Origin of the sequence: Virgibacillus byunsanensis, from assembly GCF_042675965.1 — a bacterium.
GTDB lineage: Bacteria > Bacillota > Bacilli > Bacillales > Amphibacillaceae > Virgibacillus_R > Virgibacillus_R byunsanensis.
In genome coordinates this window covers 79,606-96,043 of sequence record NZ_JBHTKJ010000073.1, presented here as the reverse complement: position 1 = coordinate 96,043, position 16,438 = coordinate 79,606, and the positions used below count along the sequence as shown (strand labels likewise).

At 37.6% G+C, this 16,438-nt stretch carries 14 protein-coding genes; 8 read left to right on the top strand and 6 right to left on the bottom strand.

Annotated features, from left to right (window positions below; translation table 11 throughout):
* The first annotated feature begins 191 nt into the window (after positions 1 to 191).
* The 5 genes from ACFQ3N_RS19150 (at position 192) to ACFQ3N_RS19130 (ending at position 8,125) form a co-directional block, all read left to right on the top strand.
* Entirely contained in the window at positions 192 to 1,250 is a 1,059-nt protein-coding gene (locus ACFQ3N_RS19150) for an LLM class flavin-dependent oxidoreductase (RefSeq protein WP_390364635.1), read from the top strand.
* Between the two features lie 11 nt (positions 1,251 to 1,261).
* Entirely contained in the window at positions 1,262 to 1,828 is a 567-nt protein-coding gene (locus tag ACFQ3N_RS19145) for an NADPH-dependent FMN reductase (RefSeq protein ID WP_390364633.1), read from the top strand.
* 666 nt (positions 1,829 to 2,494) lie between these two features.
* Positions 2,495 to 4,312 carry a LysM peptidoglycan-binding domain-containing protein gene (locus ACFQ3N_RS19140; RefSeq protein WP_390364631.1) on the top strand — a complete coding sequence of 606 codons (1,818 nt, stop codon included), beginning with the start codon at positions 2,495 to 2,497 and terminating at the stop codon, positions 4,310 to 4,312.
* A 935-nt stretch (positions 4,313 to 5,247) separates the two neighbouring features.
* Entirely contained in the window at positions 5,248 to 6,822 is a 1,575-nt protein-coding gene (locus ACFQ3N_RS19135; protein WP_390364629.1) for a BCCT family transporter, read from the top strand.
* 160 nt (positions 6,823 to 6,982) lie between these two features.
* The gene (locus ACFQ3N_RS19130; RefSeq protein WP_390364627.1) at positions 6,983 to 8,125 is read left to right on the top strand and encodes a PQQ-dependent sugar dehydrogenase; all 1,143 of its coding nucleotides are present in this window, start codon (positions 6,983 to 6,985) and stop codon (positions 8,123 to 8,125) included.
* 54 nt (positions 8,126 to 8,179) lie between these two features.
* On the opposite strand, the gene ACFQ3N_RS19125 is transcribed toward ACFQ3N_RS19130, so the two are convergent.
* The 4 genes from ACFQ3N_RS19125 to ACFQ3N_RS19110 form a co-directional block, all read right to left on the bottom strand.
* Positions 8,180 to 10,387: an outer membrane protein assembly factor BamB family protein gene (locus ACFQ3N_RS19125; RefSeq protein ID WP_390364777.1), complete on the bottom strand. Its 2,208-nt coding sequence runs from the start codon at positions 10,385 to 10,387 to the stop codon at positions 8,180 to 8,182.
* Between the two features lie 379 nt (positions 10,388 to 10,766).
* Entirely contained in the window at positions 10,767 to 11,249 is a 483-nt protein-coding gene (locus ACFQ3N_RS19120; protein ID WP_390364625.1) for a YusW family protein, read from the bottom strand.
* 392 nt (positions 11,250 to 11,641) lie between these two features.
* Positions 11,642 to 11,854: a hypothetical protein gene (locus ACFQ3N_RS19115; protein ID WP_390364623.1), complete on the bottom strand. Its 213-nt coding sequence runs from the start codon at positions 11,852 to 11,854 to the stop codon at positions 11,642 to 11,644.
* On the bottom strand, positions 11,854 to 12,105 hold the full coding sequence (locus ACFQ3N_RS19110) for an AbrB/MazE/SpoVT family DNA-binding domain-containing protein (RefSeq protein WP_390364621.1): 252 nt from the start codon (positions 12,103 to 12,105) through the stop codon (positions 11,854 to 11,856). Before ACFQ3N_RS19110 ends, ACFQ3N_RS19115 begins: the two co-directional genes overlap by 1 nt.
* A 122-nt stretch (positions 12,106 to 12,227) precedes the next feature.
* Here ACFQ3N_RS19110 and ACFQ3N_RS19105 point away from each other — a divergent pair, with 122 nt between their 5' ends.
* On the top strand, positions 12,228 to 12,443 hold the full coding sequence (locus ACFQ3N_RS19105; protein ID WP_390364619.1) for a bacteriocin immunity protein: 216 nt from the start codon (positions 12,228 to 12,230) through the stop codon (positions 12,441 to 12,443).
* 777 nt (positions 12,444 to 13,220) lie between these two features.
* Complete coding sequence (locus ACFQ3N_RS19100; protein ID WP_390364617.1) at positions 13,221 to 13,754, top strand: lipoprotein; 534 nt, start codon at positions 13,221 to 13,223, stop codon at positions 13,752 to 13,754.
* Between the two features lie 339 nt (positions 13,755 to 14,093).
* Here the strand turns inward: ACFQ3N_RS19100 and ACFQ3N_RS19095 are convergent, their stop codons facing one another.
* Complete coding sequence (locus ACFQ3N_RS19095) at positions 14,094 to 14,330, bottom strand: hypothetical protein (protein WP_390364615.1); 237 nt, start codon at positions 14,328 to 14,330, stop codon at positions 14,094 to 14,096.
* Positions 14,331 to 14,358: 28 nt separating this feature from the next.
* Complete coding sequence (locus ACFQ3N_RS19090) at positions 14,359 to 14,970, bottom strand: flavin reductase family protein (protein ID WP_390364614.1); 612 nt, start codon at positions 14,968 to 14,970, stop codon at positions 14,359 to 14,361.
* A gap of 339 nt (positions 14,971 to 15,309) precedes the next feature.
* Here ACFQ3N_RS19090 and ACFQ3N_RS19085 point away from each other — a divergent pair, with 339 nt between their 5' ends.
* Positions 15,310 to 16,350, top strand: coding sequence for a M14 family zinc carboxypeptidase (locus tag ACFQ3N_RS19085; RefSeq protein ID WP_390364612.1), 1,041 nt, complete (start codon positions 15,310 to 15,312; stop codon positions 16,348 to 16,350).
* The last annotated feature ends 88 nt before the right edge of the window (positions 16,351 to 16,438 follow it).

Below are 16,438 nucleotides of genomic sequence, written 5' to 3'. Positions count from 1 at the left end.
CCCTTTAACGAATGCCAAGTTTTCTAAGAATTTTTGAAAGTATAAAGCCTTTCCACCTGCGCAAGCCATGTTTTCTAAAAGCAGTTCTCTTCTTTTATATACATAGCTATTTTATAATAGCAATACGCAGTTAATTGAAACAATCGATATAACTTTATACATAACAATTAATCAGAGAGGTTGAGACATAGATGGAGAAATATCGTATTGATCCAAGTGGAGGAATGGAATTTGGTTTATATACGTTGGGTGATCATATACCTAACCCGATGACGGGGGAACGAATTTCTGCTGGGCAGCGTATTCATGAAATTATTGAATTAGCGCAGCTTGCTGAGCAAGCAGGGATTGATTTTTTTAGTGTAGGGGAAAGCCATCAGGAGTACTTTACGACGCAAGCGCACTCTGTTGTGTTAGCAGCGCTTGCTCAAGCGACGGAGAAAATTAAATTGTCCAGTTCTTCTACCATTATCAGTACCTTGGATCCGGTCCGCGTATATGAGGATTTTGCGACGATTGATTTGATTTCAAAGGGACGTACCGAGATAGTTGCGGGTCGTGCATCAAGAGTAGGGAACTTTGAATTATTAGGCTATAGTCTTCGCGATTATGAAGAATTGTACGAGGAAAAATTAGATTTATTACTAAAAATTAATGAAGAGGAAATTGTTAATTGGAGTGGACAATTCCGTGCACCATTAAATAATGCGAAGGTTCTTCCACGTCCACAAAACGGCTCATTACCAATTTGGCGTGCAGTTGGCGGAACACCTGCTAGTGCCATTAAAGCAGGTAGTGCCGGTGTTCCTATGTTCCTTGCTCATTTAGGTGGACCAGCTACTATTTTCAAACGCTCTATTGATGCATATCGTGAGGCAGCAAGACGCAATGGCTTTGATTCATCGGAACTACCAATTTCAACTGCTGGTTTTTTCTATGCAGCTGAATCAACTCAGCAGGCACAACGTGAAACATATCCTTTTATAAACGAAGGGATGAAATTAACAAACGGGCAAGGGTTCCCGAAACAACACTTTGCACAGGGTGCCGATCCGCGTGATGTTATGAATATCGGTAGTCCACAGCAAATCATAGAAAAAATTCTCTACCAGCATGAGCTATTTGGCCATCAACGCTATATTGCACAAATGGATTTTGGTGGGGTCACATTTAATCATCTAAAGAAAAACATTGATCTGATTGGGGCAGAAATATTACCAGCTATTAAAAAATATACTGCTAAAGACTAGGGGGCATATGTATGAAGATCGTTGGTCTATCCGGTTCTAAAGTCGGATCCAAAACGCGAACAGCTATGAACTATACCATTAAAGCAATCAGTGAAACATATCCAGATGCCGAAACGATATTGATTGATTTAGCCGAGTACGATGTTCAGTTTAGTGATGGTCGAAATTACTTGGAATATGAAGGTGATACCAAATATGTTGCACAGACGATCATGCAAGCGGATGCCATTATAATCGGAACACCGATTTTTCAAGCGTCCATACCAGCAACATTAAAGAATATATTTGATTTGCTACCAGTGAACGCATTTCGCGATAAAATTGTCAGTATGCTTGTAACAGCAGGTTCGCCAAAGCATTACTTAATTGCTGAGCAACAATTAAAACCTATTTTGACATATATGAAAGCAGAAATTGTTCAGACGTACGTATTTATTGAAGAAGAGGATTTCTCTCGAAAAGAAATTATAAATGATGATGTGTTATTCCGAATTGACCGATTAGTTGAAGATACAGTGGTTCTAACAGAAACGTTTACAAACATTCGTGAAGCTAAAGAAGCAGAATACGATTTCTGATAGAGAAGTTGGTTTTCCTTGAAAAAATATATTTATTAAGGTGTTTTCGCACGCATTGATGCTTTTTCATCTTCATAGTTGATATATAATGCGACGTAACTTACCGCTCTGGAAATACACTTCACGCACCTTAGGGCGGCTGGTGAGCTTCTTCATGCTGACGCATTTTTAGAATCTCACCTATGCCTTTCCTTCCGCAGGACAAGGAAAGCTCCGGCAGCATTACATCGCACGCAGAAAATTGGTCTGTATTTTCAAGGAGTCTTCGTGTATTCCGGCTGCTAATATAGTGCTATCTGATAATTAATAGCAGCGTAGCGAGGTGACTCCTGCGGGAACAGCACGTGTTCGAAGACCCCGCTTAGATGCGCCTGCGTCTTCTAGTAACGCTTCGAAGTATGCTTACTCAGCGCAAGGGAACGAAGAAGATGATTCAAGTAGTACCCTGGCTGAGACCGTGCCCGCGGAAAGCATCCGGAGCGGGACGGCGGCAATAGCACAACTTATAGAAATCAACCAAGCGTTACGATGCATTATATATCTATTATCTATAAAAGCAACAAACTTTACGAAAAAGCCTTTATTAAAAACAGACAGGCATTTTTTACATGGTGTAACGATAGGTTGTAAGTAATGCATGGATAATTTGTTTTTGGAGGGGTAATGATGCAAACGTTTTATGTAGTCCGTCCGGGGGATACGGTGTACCAAATCGCAAGACGATGGGAATTGCCAGTTGAATCTGTTATTGATGCTAACAATTTAAGTCCACCATACACGATTTATGTCGGCCAACAGCTTTCTATTCCTCCTGGTGTTGATGTTATTCGGGTCAGACCAGGGGATACAGTTTTTAGGATTGCTCAATCTTTTGGAGTACCAATGTCCGTTATTTTTGAAGCAAACCAGCTTGTGCCTCCTTATATTTTGCAAGCCGGTCAATTGTTGAAAGTTCCTCCTGGTGTCCCTTATTATGTGGTCCAACCCGGGGATACATTGTATCAAATTGCAACCCGGTTTAATGTAGTAACGAGTGGGAGCAGCAATCCTGAGTTGATTCGGGAGGTAAACCAGCTTCCATCTAATACTATTTTTCCAGGGAACAAGTTGATTATACCTTACGCACCGAGCGGGGATTTGGGATTGATAGCCTATACATCAAACCGTGGAGGAAGCTATGATATATGGGTATATGACCCTAGTACAGGTGGGAATAGTCAAATTACAACTGGTTTAGGAGAGTCCATTTCCATTCCATTTTGGTCACCAGACAGTAGTAGAATTGCTTTTGTTGGGAATGATGGAATCTTGTACATTGTTTCGTTAGCTGAAGGTGAAACAGCTCGTATTGATCAGTTTGAGGATGGTTTAGGTGTATATATAAGTTGGTCGCCCGATGGTCTGAAAATAGCTTATAAGAAACAGGATGATATTATCTTGTACGATATCATGACTCACCAGGCTCAAAGAATAAATGAGCCAGGCGCAACAGACGTTCAATGGTTTCCAAGCGGGACGGAACTGCTTTTTCAAGCTCACGATGAATCTGGTGCCAGCCAACTTTTCAACATTCGAACAGATGGAACGAGTATTCGGCAAATCACCCAAAATACTGGTGGAGCGTTTAATACCGTTCGTCTTTCTCCTGATGGATCTTACGTATTGTATACTACTCCAGGGGTCAGCATCTCAATTATTTTCACTATAGAGCTTGCAACTGGAAACGTATCTGAAGTAAGAGGTGGACCACTTGCGAAAAATTACTTCCCAGTATGGTCGCCCGATTCATTGACAATTGCATATAGCGCTACTGCTTTTGAAGATGTTGGCTATTTTTCATTGGTTAGAACAACAGGTAGACAAGGGGATAACGATCGAACCAGAGCAATTTCCGATTGCTTTAGTACTCCTGTTACATGGTCAACCGATAGCCGAAAAATTGCTTATCTTTCAGGTTGTGATCAACAAGGGAAAGCTAGTGAGATGTGGTTATTTGATGTGTTACATTCTGTTCCAATACAATTAATAGAAGGTGTTTCTATTACGTCTTTACAGTGGTCTCCAACACCGATTTCTCTGAAACGAACCACCTATACCAATCATACGTACCATGTTCAATTTCAATATCCAGCACACTGGCGACAAGTAACAGATGAAAGATATGAAGGACCAGATGGTTTCTTCCAAATCTCAGCCATTTCCTCAGAAGAAACGCTTCATACCGTCTGCCAAAACGAGGCACAACACCCACTATTACCATACGGTTCTGAACCTCGCATAACTAAAACACAAATACAAAATCAAGAAGCATGCTTTATTTTCCCGTCAGAGGATCAGCCACAAGAAATGAGAAGTCAATCCGCTCTAATCGTCCGATACCCAATGCCAATTCAAATCGGAGATACAACTTATCAATACTTTATTCTTTGGGCAGATCAGGATCATCTGGATGAAATCAGCGCAACCCTGACGTTTTTGTTGTAAAATTTTAGATAAAAAAAGTAATCTCTATTCATTGATAATGGGGGGGATTGCTTTTTTGTTGGCTGTTTTCGTAAAGATTGATGCTTTTGAGAGAATAGTTATATAATGCGACGTAACTTAAAAACACGATCAGTACTCTGCTACCGCTGCGGAAAAATACTACAGAATAAAAAAGGTCCCCTTGGTGAGACAGCCTATCTTTTCTGTGGACTCATTGGACCTTATTTTCTTTCATTATGTATATTCATCGCTGTTGTCGGACTCAGCGGACCTTATTTGTAACAGTTCTAGGAGTAATAGACTGTTTTTTCATGCAATAAGATCCCCTGAGTCCGCTCGACCTTAAAAATCATTGTTTTGGATACAAATAAGGGCACTGGGGTCCGCTTAAAATTTCTCCGTCCATTATCTACCTCTTTTCACAAGAAGCGATTGCTCTTCTTGTGCCATCCATAAATATTCAGAATACCTTGTAGAATCAAGGGAAACGAAACGATTCCCAATTTATTGGTAAATTTATGTATGCTAATTTGCATCCGGATTTGTAGGTCAAAATGTAGACTGTTACCAAACAAATCGAGGGTACAAATCACACGACAATTATAATGGATTTTAAACAGTAAATTTCTATTATACCAACAAAAAATGCTCATCAAATTTGCATACAACTTGATGGGCATTTTACGTTACATTTTTAATGTTTGTGATAGGAAAAAGACCCCGTTAGCGAAAACAGCCTTTTTTTGAGAACCTACTAGTGCCGATGACGCCACAGGATAAGGAATAATTCTTTGATAACATCGGACGGAGAAAAGGCACTTTCGCTTTTGTTTGTATAATTTTCCATGTTTAGCTTAAGTTTATAACTATAATTACGTGGTAATAAATAATTGTGCTGTTAATTGCAGAAATTAAATGTAATTGGAGGTTCCTTAATGGATAGGAAGGGTAAAGGGTCGAGCAACAAGAAATTAATAGATTACAGAATATTTGCCCCATCGCTACTTATTATTATCGTAATCAGTACACTATTTTCGATGTATGAGGCTAGATCCCTTGAACTGTTGAATAGTATTTTTGATACGATTGTGGAAGTGTTTTCCTGGGGGTATATATGGTATGCAATCATACTGGTTGCCGCTGGTTTATTTCTGTCATTTTCCAAGTATGGAAATGTCGTATTAGGTGATCCAACAGAGAAGCCAAGGTTTACTTTGTTTGAATATTCATCGATTTTAATTGCCATGGGGCTAGGTTCTACGATTATGCGAACTGGGATGATTCAATGGACCTCGGTCGCAGCAGACCCTCCTTTTGGTGTCGAAGCTCAATCAACAGAAGCCTTGTTGTGGGGGAATTCCTACAGTATGTTTTTGTGGAGCTTCCAAGTGTTTGCTATCTTTGTAATGGCTGCACCTGCAATGGGGTATATTCTACACGTTCGAAAAAGACCTTTTATGCGGATATCAGAAGCTTGTCGTACTATTTTTGGAGATGATTTTACAGATGGCTTAGGCGGGAAAATACTAGATGTGACTTTTCTAGTAAGTATACTTACCGGTGCTGCTGTAACCTTAGGGTTAGGGGCGCCAATTGTTACCTATAACTTATCTGAACTATTTAATATCGAGATTACATTCGGATTGACGTTGATTGTAACCATTGTCTGGGTATTTTTATTTTCCATTAGTGCTTATTTAGGCATAGAACGAGGGATAAAGAAATTAAGTACCCTGAATATGTATATTGCCGGAGCGTTTGCCATATTTGTTCTGATAGCAGGTCCTGGTATATTTATTCTTAATTACTTTACAGATACTATTGGATTTTTATTATCGAATTATGTGGATATGTCCCTTTATACAAACTCTTTAGATATAGGGGGAACCAATCATATTAAAAGCTATACGGTATTTTGGTTTGCTTACAGTGCTACATGGGCAATGCTGCACAGTGTATTTGCTGCCAAGATATCCCGTGGCAGGACAATAAAAGAAATGATATTAACTTACCTGTTAGCTCCAACGCTTATTTCCTGGGTAGCAACTGGTGTCCTTGGAGGTCTTGGAGTCCACAGATTTCTTACAGGTGATGTTCCTGTAATGGATATTGTTCAAGAGGATTCAATGGCAGCCATACCGGCAATATTAGCATCTCTGCCATTATCAACGATTGCTATTTCCGTCTTTGTTGTAGTCGCATTGATTTTCTTGACGACAACACTAGATTCGACAACGTATACAATTGCATCTAATACGGGTACAGAAAATATGAGTAAAGCAGAACCTTCCAAATTGTTACGTATTATTGTTGCAGGAATAATCACCGTGATTGCGTTGATCTTAATGAGAATTGGTGGACTAGCTCCACTGGAAGTCCTCTCTGGTCTTATGGGGATACCAATTATTGTCATCCAGTTCCTAACCATTTACGCGGCTAAGAAAATGATGGATGAGGACCAGGCATGGATCAATAATGTGAGGAAAAGTAAAAAGCAGGAAAGTAAATAAATACAATTTATTAAAAGCATGTCGCCATATAAAGGTTGACATGCTTTTTTGACGACAGATTTAATAGGTAACGATAAATTTTTATAAGTGAGAATGGTTTAAATAGGAAGTTAATTGGCCACACTAATGAAGAAAATTCAAAATATTTCGAGGTGGTAATTTGAAAAGATCTATTTATTTTAGTTTACTAGGAATAATTGTACTAGTAGGACTTGTATTTTTAGTTAATACAGGTGATGACAACGGTGAATTGGATGAGGAAGACCAAGATGCGTATCAACAAGAGGCAACGGAAGTAGTAGGAGATATTGTTGAGGTAGTAAGAGCTGATGATGGAAGCATAAATGCGAACAATTTATTTATCCCCTGGACTATTAACAAAAATGGAAGTACGTTTTACATGAGTCAACGTGATGGAATGGTCATCGAAATCGATGGAGACTTCGGTTTGGTTGAGGTTCAGGATGTAGATGTTTCAGAAGAAATTCTACATGAAGGAGAGGGTGGATTTCTTGGGTTTACGCTAGCTCCACATTTTGAAACAACAAATAAGGCGTTTGCTTACCATACGTATCAAAAAGATGGCAAAACCCTGAATCGAATTGTTTCGTTAACCCTTAATGATTCTACCTGGCAAGAAGAGGATGTCCTTCTTGAGAACATTCCTGGTGGAGAAATTAATAATGGTGGAAGACTTCAAGTTGGTCCCGATGGAATGTTATATGCTACAACAGGTGACACTAGCCAACCAGACCTAGCACAGGAATTAGATAGTTTAGCTGGTAAAATATTAAGAATGGATCAAAATGGTGACGTTGCCGAAGATAATCCATTTGAAAATTCTTATGTTTTTTCGTACGGTCATCGGAACCCACAAGGATTTGCCTGGGATGATGAAGGAAATCTCTATAGTTCAGAGCATGGGGAATCTGGTCATGATGAACTTAATCTAATCGAAGCGGGACAAAACTATGGATGGCCTGTAATTCAAGGAGACGAGGAAGCAGATAACATGAAGAATCCAATCCATCATTCAGGTGAAGAAACATGGGCACCTTCAGGAATGGCATACAGTGATGGTGAACTTTATGTTGCATCCTTAGCTGGTTCAAAAATTTTCACGTATGATATTGAAAGTGAAATAGTTGGTGAATTTTTCGGCAATGTCGGAAGGTTACGAGATGTTTTAATCGAGGGTGATGCGTTATTTACGATTACTAATAATCATGATAATCGTGGAGACCCAAATGAAGAAGATGATCGACTAATTCATGTTCCTTTATCAGAAAAAGCTTCAAATTAATAAAAAGGAAGTTGTCCAATCCATTTATCGGACAACTTCCTTTTCTTTTTCATATTATCCGTCTTCTTCAGAAAGACTCATGATATACTCTGTCACAGCTTCAATTTCTTCTTCTGTTAGCTGTCCTTCAAATCCAGGCATACCACCACTGCCTTCTTTAATCTGTTGAATTAACTGTTCTCTATCCATGTTGGTGTTTTGTAAAGTTGGTCCATTATGACCGCCTGCACCTTCTGCACCGTGGCAAGATAAGCAATTATTCTCATACACTTTAACCCCTTCATCTACGGACACTTCACCTTTGTCTTCTTCTTTACCTTGATTGAAATCCATTTCTTCACTTACAGGTGAAGTAATAACGTCTTCTTCTGAAATATCTTCCAGTGATTCAAATTCCCCTTCTAAAGAAAAAGTATATATTTTGTCGCCATGCTGTGTTCCAGCGAGGGAATTACCAGCAGAGAAAATGGAAATATATTGTTTCCCATCGACTTCATAAGTGATTGGTGGCGCATTTGCACCCGCGTCTGTTTTAAACTCCCACACATGCTCACCATTGGTTGCATCGTATGCGATGATTCTTCCATCGTTATGCCCAGTGAAAATCAAGTTTCCAGCTGTTGTTAAAATACCACTATATGCAATGGTATCCCAATCATTTTGCCAAACAATTTTATTGGTTTTAATATCTAATGCAGTCACTGTACCTCGACTTGGTGATTGTTCAACAGGTTGCCATACACTTCCCAACCATTCCTTACCAAGTTCAAATTTATTTTCCTCATCTTCTGCATAATGTGCGTATGAAAAATAATTGTCGTTACCTAACACATAGAAGAGTTCTGTGTTTGGGTTATAGGCAGATGGTGGCCAGTTTGCTCCTCCTTGTGGTGATGGTTTTACGGTGACTGGTTCATCCCAAAAGGGCGTAAAAATATCCCCGTACTTTCCATCAAAATCATCAGGTAAATCTCGTTTTACATCTTCATCTGTAACTCCTTGCGGTACAAAGGCATCCCCGACTGGAAACGGCTGAGTAGGGGAGGTTTTTTGATTTTCATTTTGAGGTACAGGCTTTTCCTCTATACCAATGAGAGGTTCTCCGTTCGTTCGATCCAATATATAAACCCATCCCGTTTTACCTGCTTGAGCAATCCCTTTTTTCATTTCACCTTCCATTTCTACATCAAACAATACAACCGGATTAGCTAGGTCATAATCCCAAATGTCATGATGTATTTCCTGGAAATGCCATTCATATTCCCCAGTATTAGCATTTAAGGCCATGACAGAATCGGAGTATAAATTATCTCCCTCACGATTGCTTCCATCTAAATCAGGGGATGTATTCCCAGTTGCGAAATAAATAAGTCCTAATTCTGGATCAATCGCAGGTGTCTGCCATACAGGTGCTCCACCAGTTAACCAGTTTCTACTATCTTCCGGCCACGTTTCAGATCCTTGTTCACCTGGTGCTGGCAGTGTATAGCTTCTCCAGATTTGCCTGCCAATCTCTGCGTCATATGCTGCTACGTAGCCCCTAATTCCATATTCACCACCTGCGACTCCAGTATATACTTTCCCATCATAGAAAAGTGGAGCACTTGTGATGGTATATCCTTTTTCCCATTCATCAACTACAGTTTCCCATAATACTTCACCTGTTTCTTGATCCAAAGCAACCAGTCTTGCATCTAGCAAAGGAACAAATACTTTGCCATCTCCTAGTGCAACACCTCGGGTTGCCCACCCACAACAAAGCGTGTCCAGGTTTTCGGTGAGTTTAGGCTTGTACTCCCAAATAAATTCTCCTGTCGTTGCATTGATGGCAGTAACATGGTTATCTCCGGTAATATTAAACATCACTCCATCATACACAAGTGGAGTAGATTCACCAGAATATTTGAATTCAAGCCCGGTTCCCATACTAGTAACCCATTCTGCTTTTAAATCGCTGACATTGGAAGTGTCAATCCCTTCCAATGGGGAGTAACGGCCATTGAAAATATTCCCGCCGTTCGTTATCCAATTAACAGATGGTGGTTCAATTAGTTCTTCAGCAGAAAAATTTGGAGCAACTTCACCTGGATATTCCGTATGTTGAACTGAAAAGTGTTCGTTACCATCAGCATCATTTTGTTGTTCAATGTTTGGTTTTTCCTCTGTGTTTTCTTGTGTATCTTGTTCCTCAGGATCCGCCGTGTCATTGCCGGGATTTACGTATTGAATGATAAATAAACCAGCACTGATTATCAGTAACACTCCCAAGACTAATATCCATACATTTTTATTCCGCATATAATACACCTTTCTTTTCATACTAATTATGGATTTCTTCTTTTTAATTTGCCCGTGTATTTGGAAAATAATCTATATAAGGAGGTTGGGAAATATAGGAAGGATTTAAAGGTATAATTAGAAAACTCGGTTTAACGCCAAGCCTTAGTTGTACTTATGTAGATAAGAAGGTTTTCCTATCTACCTTAGAAAACTTGGCTTATCGCCAAGCCTTAATGGCGGAAGCCTTAGTTGCACTTATGCAGATAAGAAAGATTTATACTTTCTTATCTGCAAAAAAAGCATGAAAACAATTGTTTTCATGCCTTGAATTAAATCCTTATTAAGCTAAAAATCCACATCGTTACATTTCATTCATTTTAACTTCATATACTTTTTCTGTTCCATCCTTGAACGTTACTTGTAATTCAGCTTTTAAGAAATCCTCAGGTAGGTTAAACGTTTCTATAGATGTTGCAACAGCTTCCTCATCTGTCATGTCTGGATCCAATTTTAATTCTTTCACAATTGGAAACATAATATCAAAAGCAGCTGGTCCGCGTTCAGTCGTATCGTTAAATGGATTATAATACTCTGATTCCACTAGACCATCATCATTGTGAATTTCGCCTTCAAATTCTGTATCATCATATAAGACATCAAAGTCAATTGAAGAATAGTCCAACTCTTCCATATCTTTTACCATATCATTCATGGTGCTCATAGCTTCCTGACTTTCAACATCTGGATTTGATTTATTCTCGGATGAATCATCTTCCTCACCGTTACAAGCAGCAATAACCATAGCAGACATAAGAAATACAGCAAATAATACTATTTTTTTCATAGATAACACCTCCATAATTTTTCATTATAGTTGGCATTATGTCCTATATATTGGTTATATATTCACATTTTCATAGAAAAGTATGGTATTTTCACAGAGTTGCTGGGGGGAGAAACTTTCATTTTATCGAAAAAGAAAAACAGCATCAGTATCATTACATTAGGTATACCATAATCAAAAGTGTATAGATGAAGTAATAAAAACCTTTTTTCTTTATAAAGAACGTGTTAGAGTTTGATAAAGAACAAACAGTTTAAAAAAGTGATTTTTAGAGGGAGACGGTACAAAGTTGAAGAAGTTATACATGAATTTTTCAAAAGTAAACGAATTGTTAAATGGAAATATATCAATTTACTTAGATTTAGTTCGCGGGATAGCGGCTATTTTAGTAGTTATGGAACATTTAAGTTCAAGGTTATTTGTGGGTTATGGGAAATAGTTGGATAAGCATCACTACCAAACACGGATTGTTTTGGACGGTTAATAGCTGAATCAAGTAGGTTTGGATCTTTTACACCTAATGGTTCATCTGGGGAATATAGACGAATTTGTACCGTATTAATAGCAATCACTTGGTTTGTTGTAAGATAGATGACTTCATCCATTATCTGTTCACTAATCCTTTAAACGCTTTGTCATGCTCATTAATGACATCATTTAAAACATCCATGAATTCTACATCGACACCTTCAGGAAGTTTTACCTGCTCTTTTTTTCTCAGGACAATTTTTCCATCTTTAACTTCCACTTGAACATCATCACCATGTGCTAAGCCGACTTGTTTAAGTAATTCAGTAGGAAGAGTAATTCCAAAACTATTTCCAATCTTAGTAACTTTTCTTTCGAATTGTTCCAAAGGACCACATCCTTGTTATAATTGTTAGAACAATTATAACATATTAAAGTGAGTTAGAAAAAATATGTAGTATGGACTTAAACAAACGGGGGCTATTCTTTAAGAATTAGAGGTGAATTTGATTGAGGAATAGTCTGGATAAAAAAGCTCTAATCAAACTTGTAGAGAAAATATGTAAGGTTGAGGGTACGGAAGAGGAAATTGACAAGATGATTATTCAGTTAGAAAGAAATGTCCCTCATCCAGAAGTAAGTGACCTGATTTTTAATAATGAGGCAGAACTAACTCCAGAAGAAATAATAGAAAAGACATTAAACTATAAGTCAATACTATTTTGATTCCATTTAAGTAAACCAGCTAATAAGTGTTCAGTGCTTATCTTTAATAAGGTAAATTACATCCTTGTTCAATTGAGCAGAATAGTTGAAGAATGTTGATTGAATTTTTTATATGAGGTGGAAAAGTATAAAACGTTTTCTTATTGATTTATATTAACTTGGTACTAACTTTAATTTTCTGGGGATATAAAACTCCTTTAGAAATTAAGAGATTTAATCTATGAAGCCCCACTAGAGCTACTAGCTATATACTCCACGATATTCCCTAATTTTATAGGAATGATATTACGCTTGCCAACTTTGATCGTTCAAGAAGAGTAGTCGCTTCTTGTGTAAACGAGATAGATAATAGACGAGCGAACTTTAAGCGGACTCCAGTGCCCTTATTTGTGTCAAAAACAGTGATTTTTAAGGTTAAGCGGACTCAGGGGATCTTATTGCATAAAAAAACAGTCTATAACTCTGGAACTGTTACAAATAAGGTCTTCTGAGTCCGTCACCACGATAATTATGCATAATGAAAGGAAATAAGGTTCAATGAGTCCGCAGAAAAGATAGGCTGTCTTATGTCCAAGCAGTGTAATTTCTATTTAAGTAATGGGTGCTTTCCTTGAATAGGGAATAGAATTCACTCGCCACTAAAGACGCAGAAGAGTTTAATAAGATATTTTGAGCCAAATAGACCCAAAAGAAAATTGATTGTTTATGACAGAACTTTTTCAGACCCCAATCGTATATACAGTTAAGATATGGTTTTAATACCGAGGAGGTACTATTATGAAAAGAATATTGTTTTTGCTCTTTGCCATATTGTTAGTTAGTGCTTGTTCATCTCAAACAGATGGAGAAGGTGTTTCGTTTCAGGAGCAGGCTGACGATGAATTTGGCACTGATGTATATATCCCCCAACTTGAAGATTATTCTATCACATCGGTAGAAGTACAACACTTACCGCACGATGATAAGGATTTAGTTATTACGTATTCCGAGCAAGAGGGTGAATTGAAAGACGATCAATTTATAAACAAATACGAAAAAAATATGGATACTGATATATTATATGGAATTTATGACGGGGAACCTAATGCTTTCACGGTAACCTACAATGATAGAAGCGGTGGTTCTCAACCAAGTGAAACAAAGTCTTTTAATGGTATTGATGTAGAATATCACGAGGTTAAAAAGTTTCTGTTCGTTTATTTCAAGGTTGAGGAAGGTTCCTATTTAATTGACTTTAATCTAAACGAAGAACTATCTAAAGACAAAGCTTTTGAAATTGTCGATATGATAACTAGCAAAGTGAATCAATAGTATTATACTTGAATAAAAAACAAAAGGTACAAATTTAAACTTGTCCGTATTTAGATATAAGGACGATTACTTTGAAAAAGAAGAAATTTATAATACAGGAATGATTCTTCAGTGGTCTACAATTAGATAGATTTCTTCTTGAAGTAACTGGTGCTTTAGTTTAACAACGGATATTTAGAAAGAAAATGGCTTGGATATTTTTCCAAGCCATTTTTTACCGTGAATTTTACTGTGAATTTAATAGTGAAGGTTATGTGATTATACGTGAGATTTAACTTGTGATTCACTGTTTTGCACCTCACAAGTGAACCCGTTAGTTCCTCATCATGATAGTTATTATCAATTTGCAATTATTTGCTCCATTACTAGAGAAACTACACCTAAAAGTTGTTCGTTTTCGAATGCGCCAAAAGTATAAAAATAATCATCTTTAAACCTATTTTGATATTTTTCTAAGGAATAATCCTTTTCCTCTTCATAAGTAGATGAGAATGCCTCAAGATTTCTTTGTAATGCTTCAAGTCTTAGATTGAAATACTTCTCAGCATCGTTCGGAATTAGTTGTCTAATTTCCATCCATTAATTCCCCTTGAAATTAATATATTTATCTCAATTTTCGTTTGTCTACATGTCTATCCAACTTATATAAATTCTTGGTTTCGGAATACATATTTCCGGCTAACCTTCCAACTGGCTTTAGTTCTGCAATGTTAATTTTATAAGGTTCCATATAGAGTTTATCATCAATTCTAAAGTGAACGACGCGTCCTAATACCATATAGTTCGCACCCACTCCAATGACCTTTTCCAATGTACACTCCATATGGATAGGAGATTCTTTGACAGACATACAATCAATCTTAGCTGCTGGTATTGGAGTTAGCCCTATTTCTTCAAATTCACTAACATCTGGGGCAAAATCAGCAGCGGATTCATGCATTGCCTGAGCGATATCTTCTGTAACTACATTAATCGTAAACTCTTTATGATGTTCAATGTTCACAAGGGTATCCTTTTTTTCACCTTTGTGTTCTCCTAGTGAAAACATAATAATAGGTGGATCACTAGTTACTGCACTAAAGAAACTAAACGGAGCCACATTATGTACACCATATACACTTTTCGTAGAGACAAATGCAATTGGTCGTGGAACAATCATTCCTGTCATTAATTTATATAAATCCTTTGGGTTACAATCTTTAGAACTTATTTCCATTATTCATCCACCTCGTTTGGAAAGGACCAAGTATCGTTTACCAGAATTAATAAGCGAATTTCCTGGTCAGACGCTAATAGATTAATGATAGCATTGTGAATGAGTTATGAGAAATGAAAACGGATACTTTAATAGTGAGTATAAATATTAACACCGTACTAAAATGGTATGATGTCTAATTACCTGTATAAAATGAAATCCGAAATTTTCCTCATACTATCCACTCATAAACAAAATTTTACACATAAGACCTAATCTTCATTTTTAAAATAAATGCAGGGAATTGTCATTTTTTAGTGGAATGAATACATAACTCAAAAAATAGGAGGTTATGTATTCATGAGAAACAAGTTATTAACGCTAACGGTTACCGGAGCATTAGTACTCGGAGGTGTATCCATTTCATCACCAACCGTGAATGCTGTAGGGGAAGGTCCTAACTATGGAGGAAATGAGATGGTTAACAACTCTATCCTTCATACACATGAGGAACTGGTTGATTTCTTGCATAAGCAGGAGGCAAAACAGGATCACATGGAACTTGAAGTCATTGGACAATCAGTACAGGGACGTGATCTGCATTTAGTGAAATACATGCAGGACCCTGAAAATCCTACCATTCTATTTCTTACTCAACAGCACGGAAACGAAGCATTAACAACAGAGGGTGCTTTGGACTTTATTAAACATCTTGGGACTCAGAAGATGAAAGGTGTCCTTGATGGTGTAAATGTATTGGTAGTACCAAGGTTAAATGTGGATGGTGCTATGGGAGATGTTAATTTTTCATTAGATGATTATGTGGGAGACGGCGATTATAATTTAACACGCTATAATGCTGAACAGGTAGATCTGAATCGTGATCATGTTGATAGGATCCAGCCGGAAACAAAAGCATTACATGATAATGTAATGGGCGCCTATGATATCGACTATATGATTGATTTACATCACCAGGGTACACAAAGTGAGCGTGACGGTGATCTTGTATCAGGTTCCATTTTATATCCAACAACGGAAAATGCTGATCCTGATGTAGTTACGAAATCCAAACAATTGGGTGCAGTTGTTTTTGACGCCATTGACTCAAAAGGATGGGGTCATTTAGGTAAATATAACGGAGGATCTGCAGAAACGATTAGCCGTAATGGTATAGCAGTAGAGTATGGTATTTCTACATTGTTGTTTGAAATGCGTGGTATGGCCGACCATTATTATAAACCATACGCACTCGGCCAAAAAAGTAATGGGTATCTAATCAAACAGACAGTTGAAACGTTAGATGCTACTACTAGAGCTATTGCTGATGGATCTGTTAATGAGAAAGATGTATCTTTTTGGGATACCCTTTCTTACCAATCAACCCGGACAACTGAATAACAATTATAATATAAAGTCTCGTTTTGGCTTAAAGCCAAGGCGGGGCTTTTTTAATTTTGTTTTGATGATACTCTTGATGCAGCAGTTA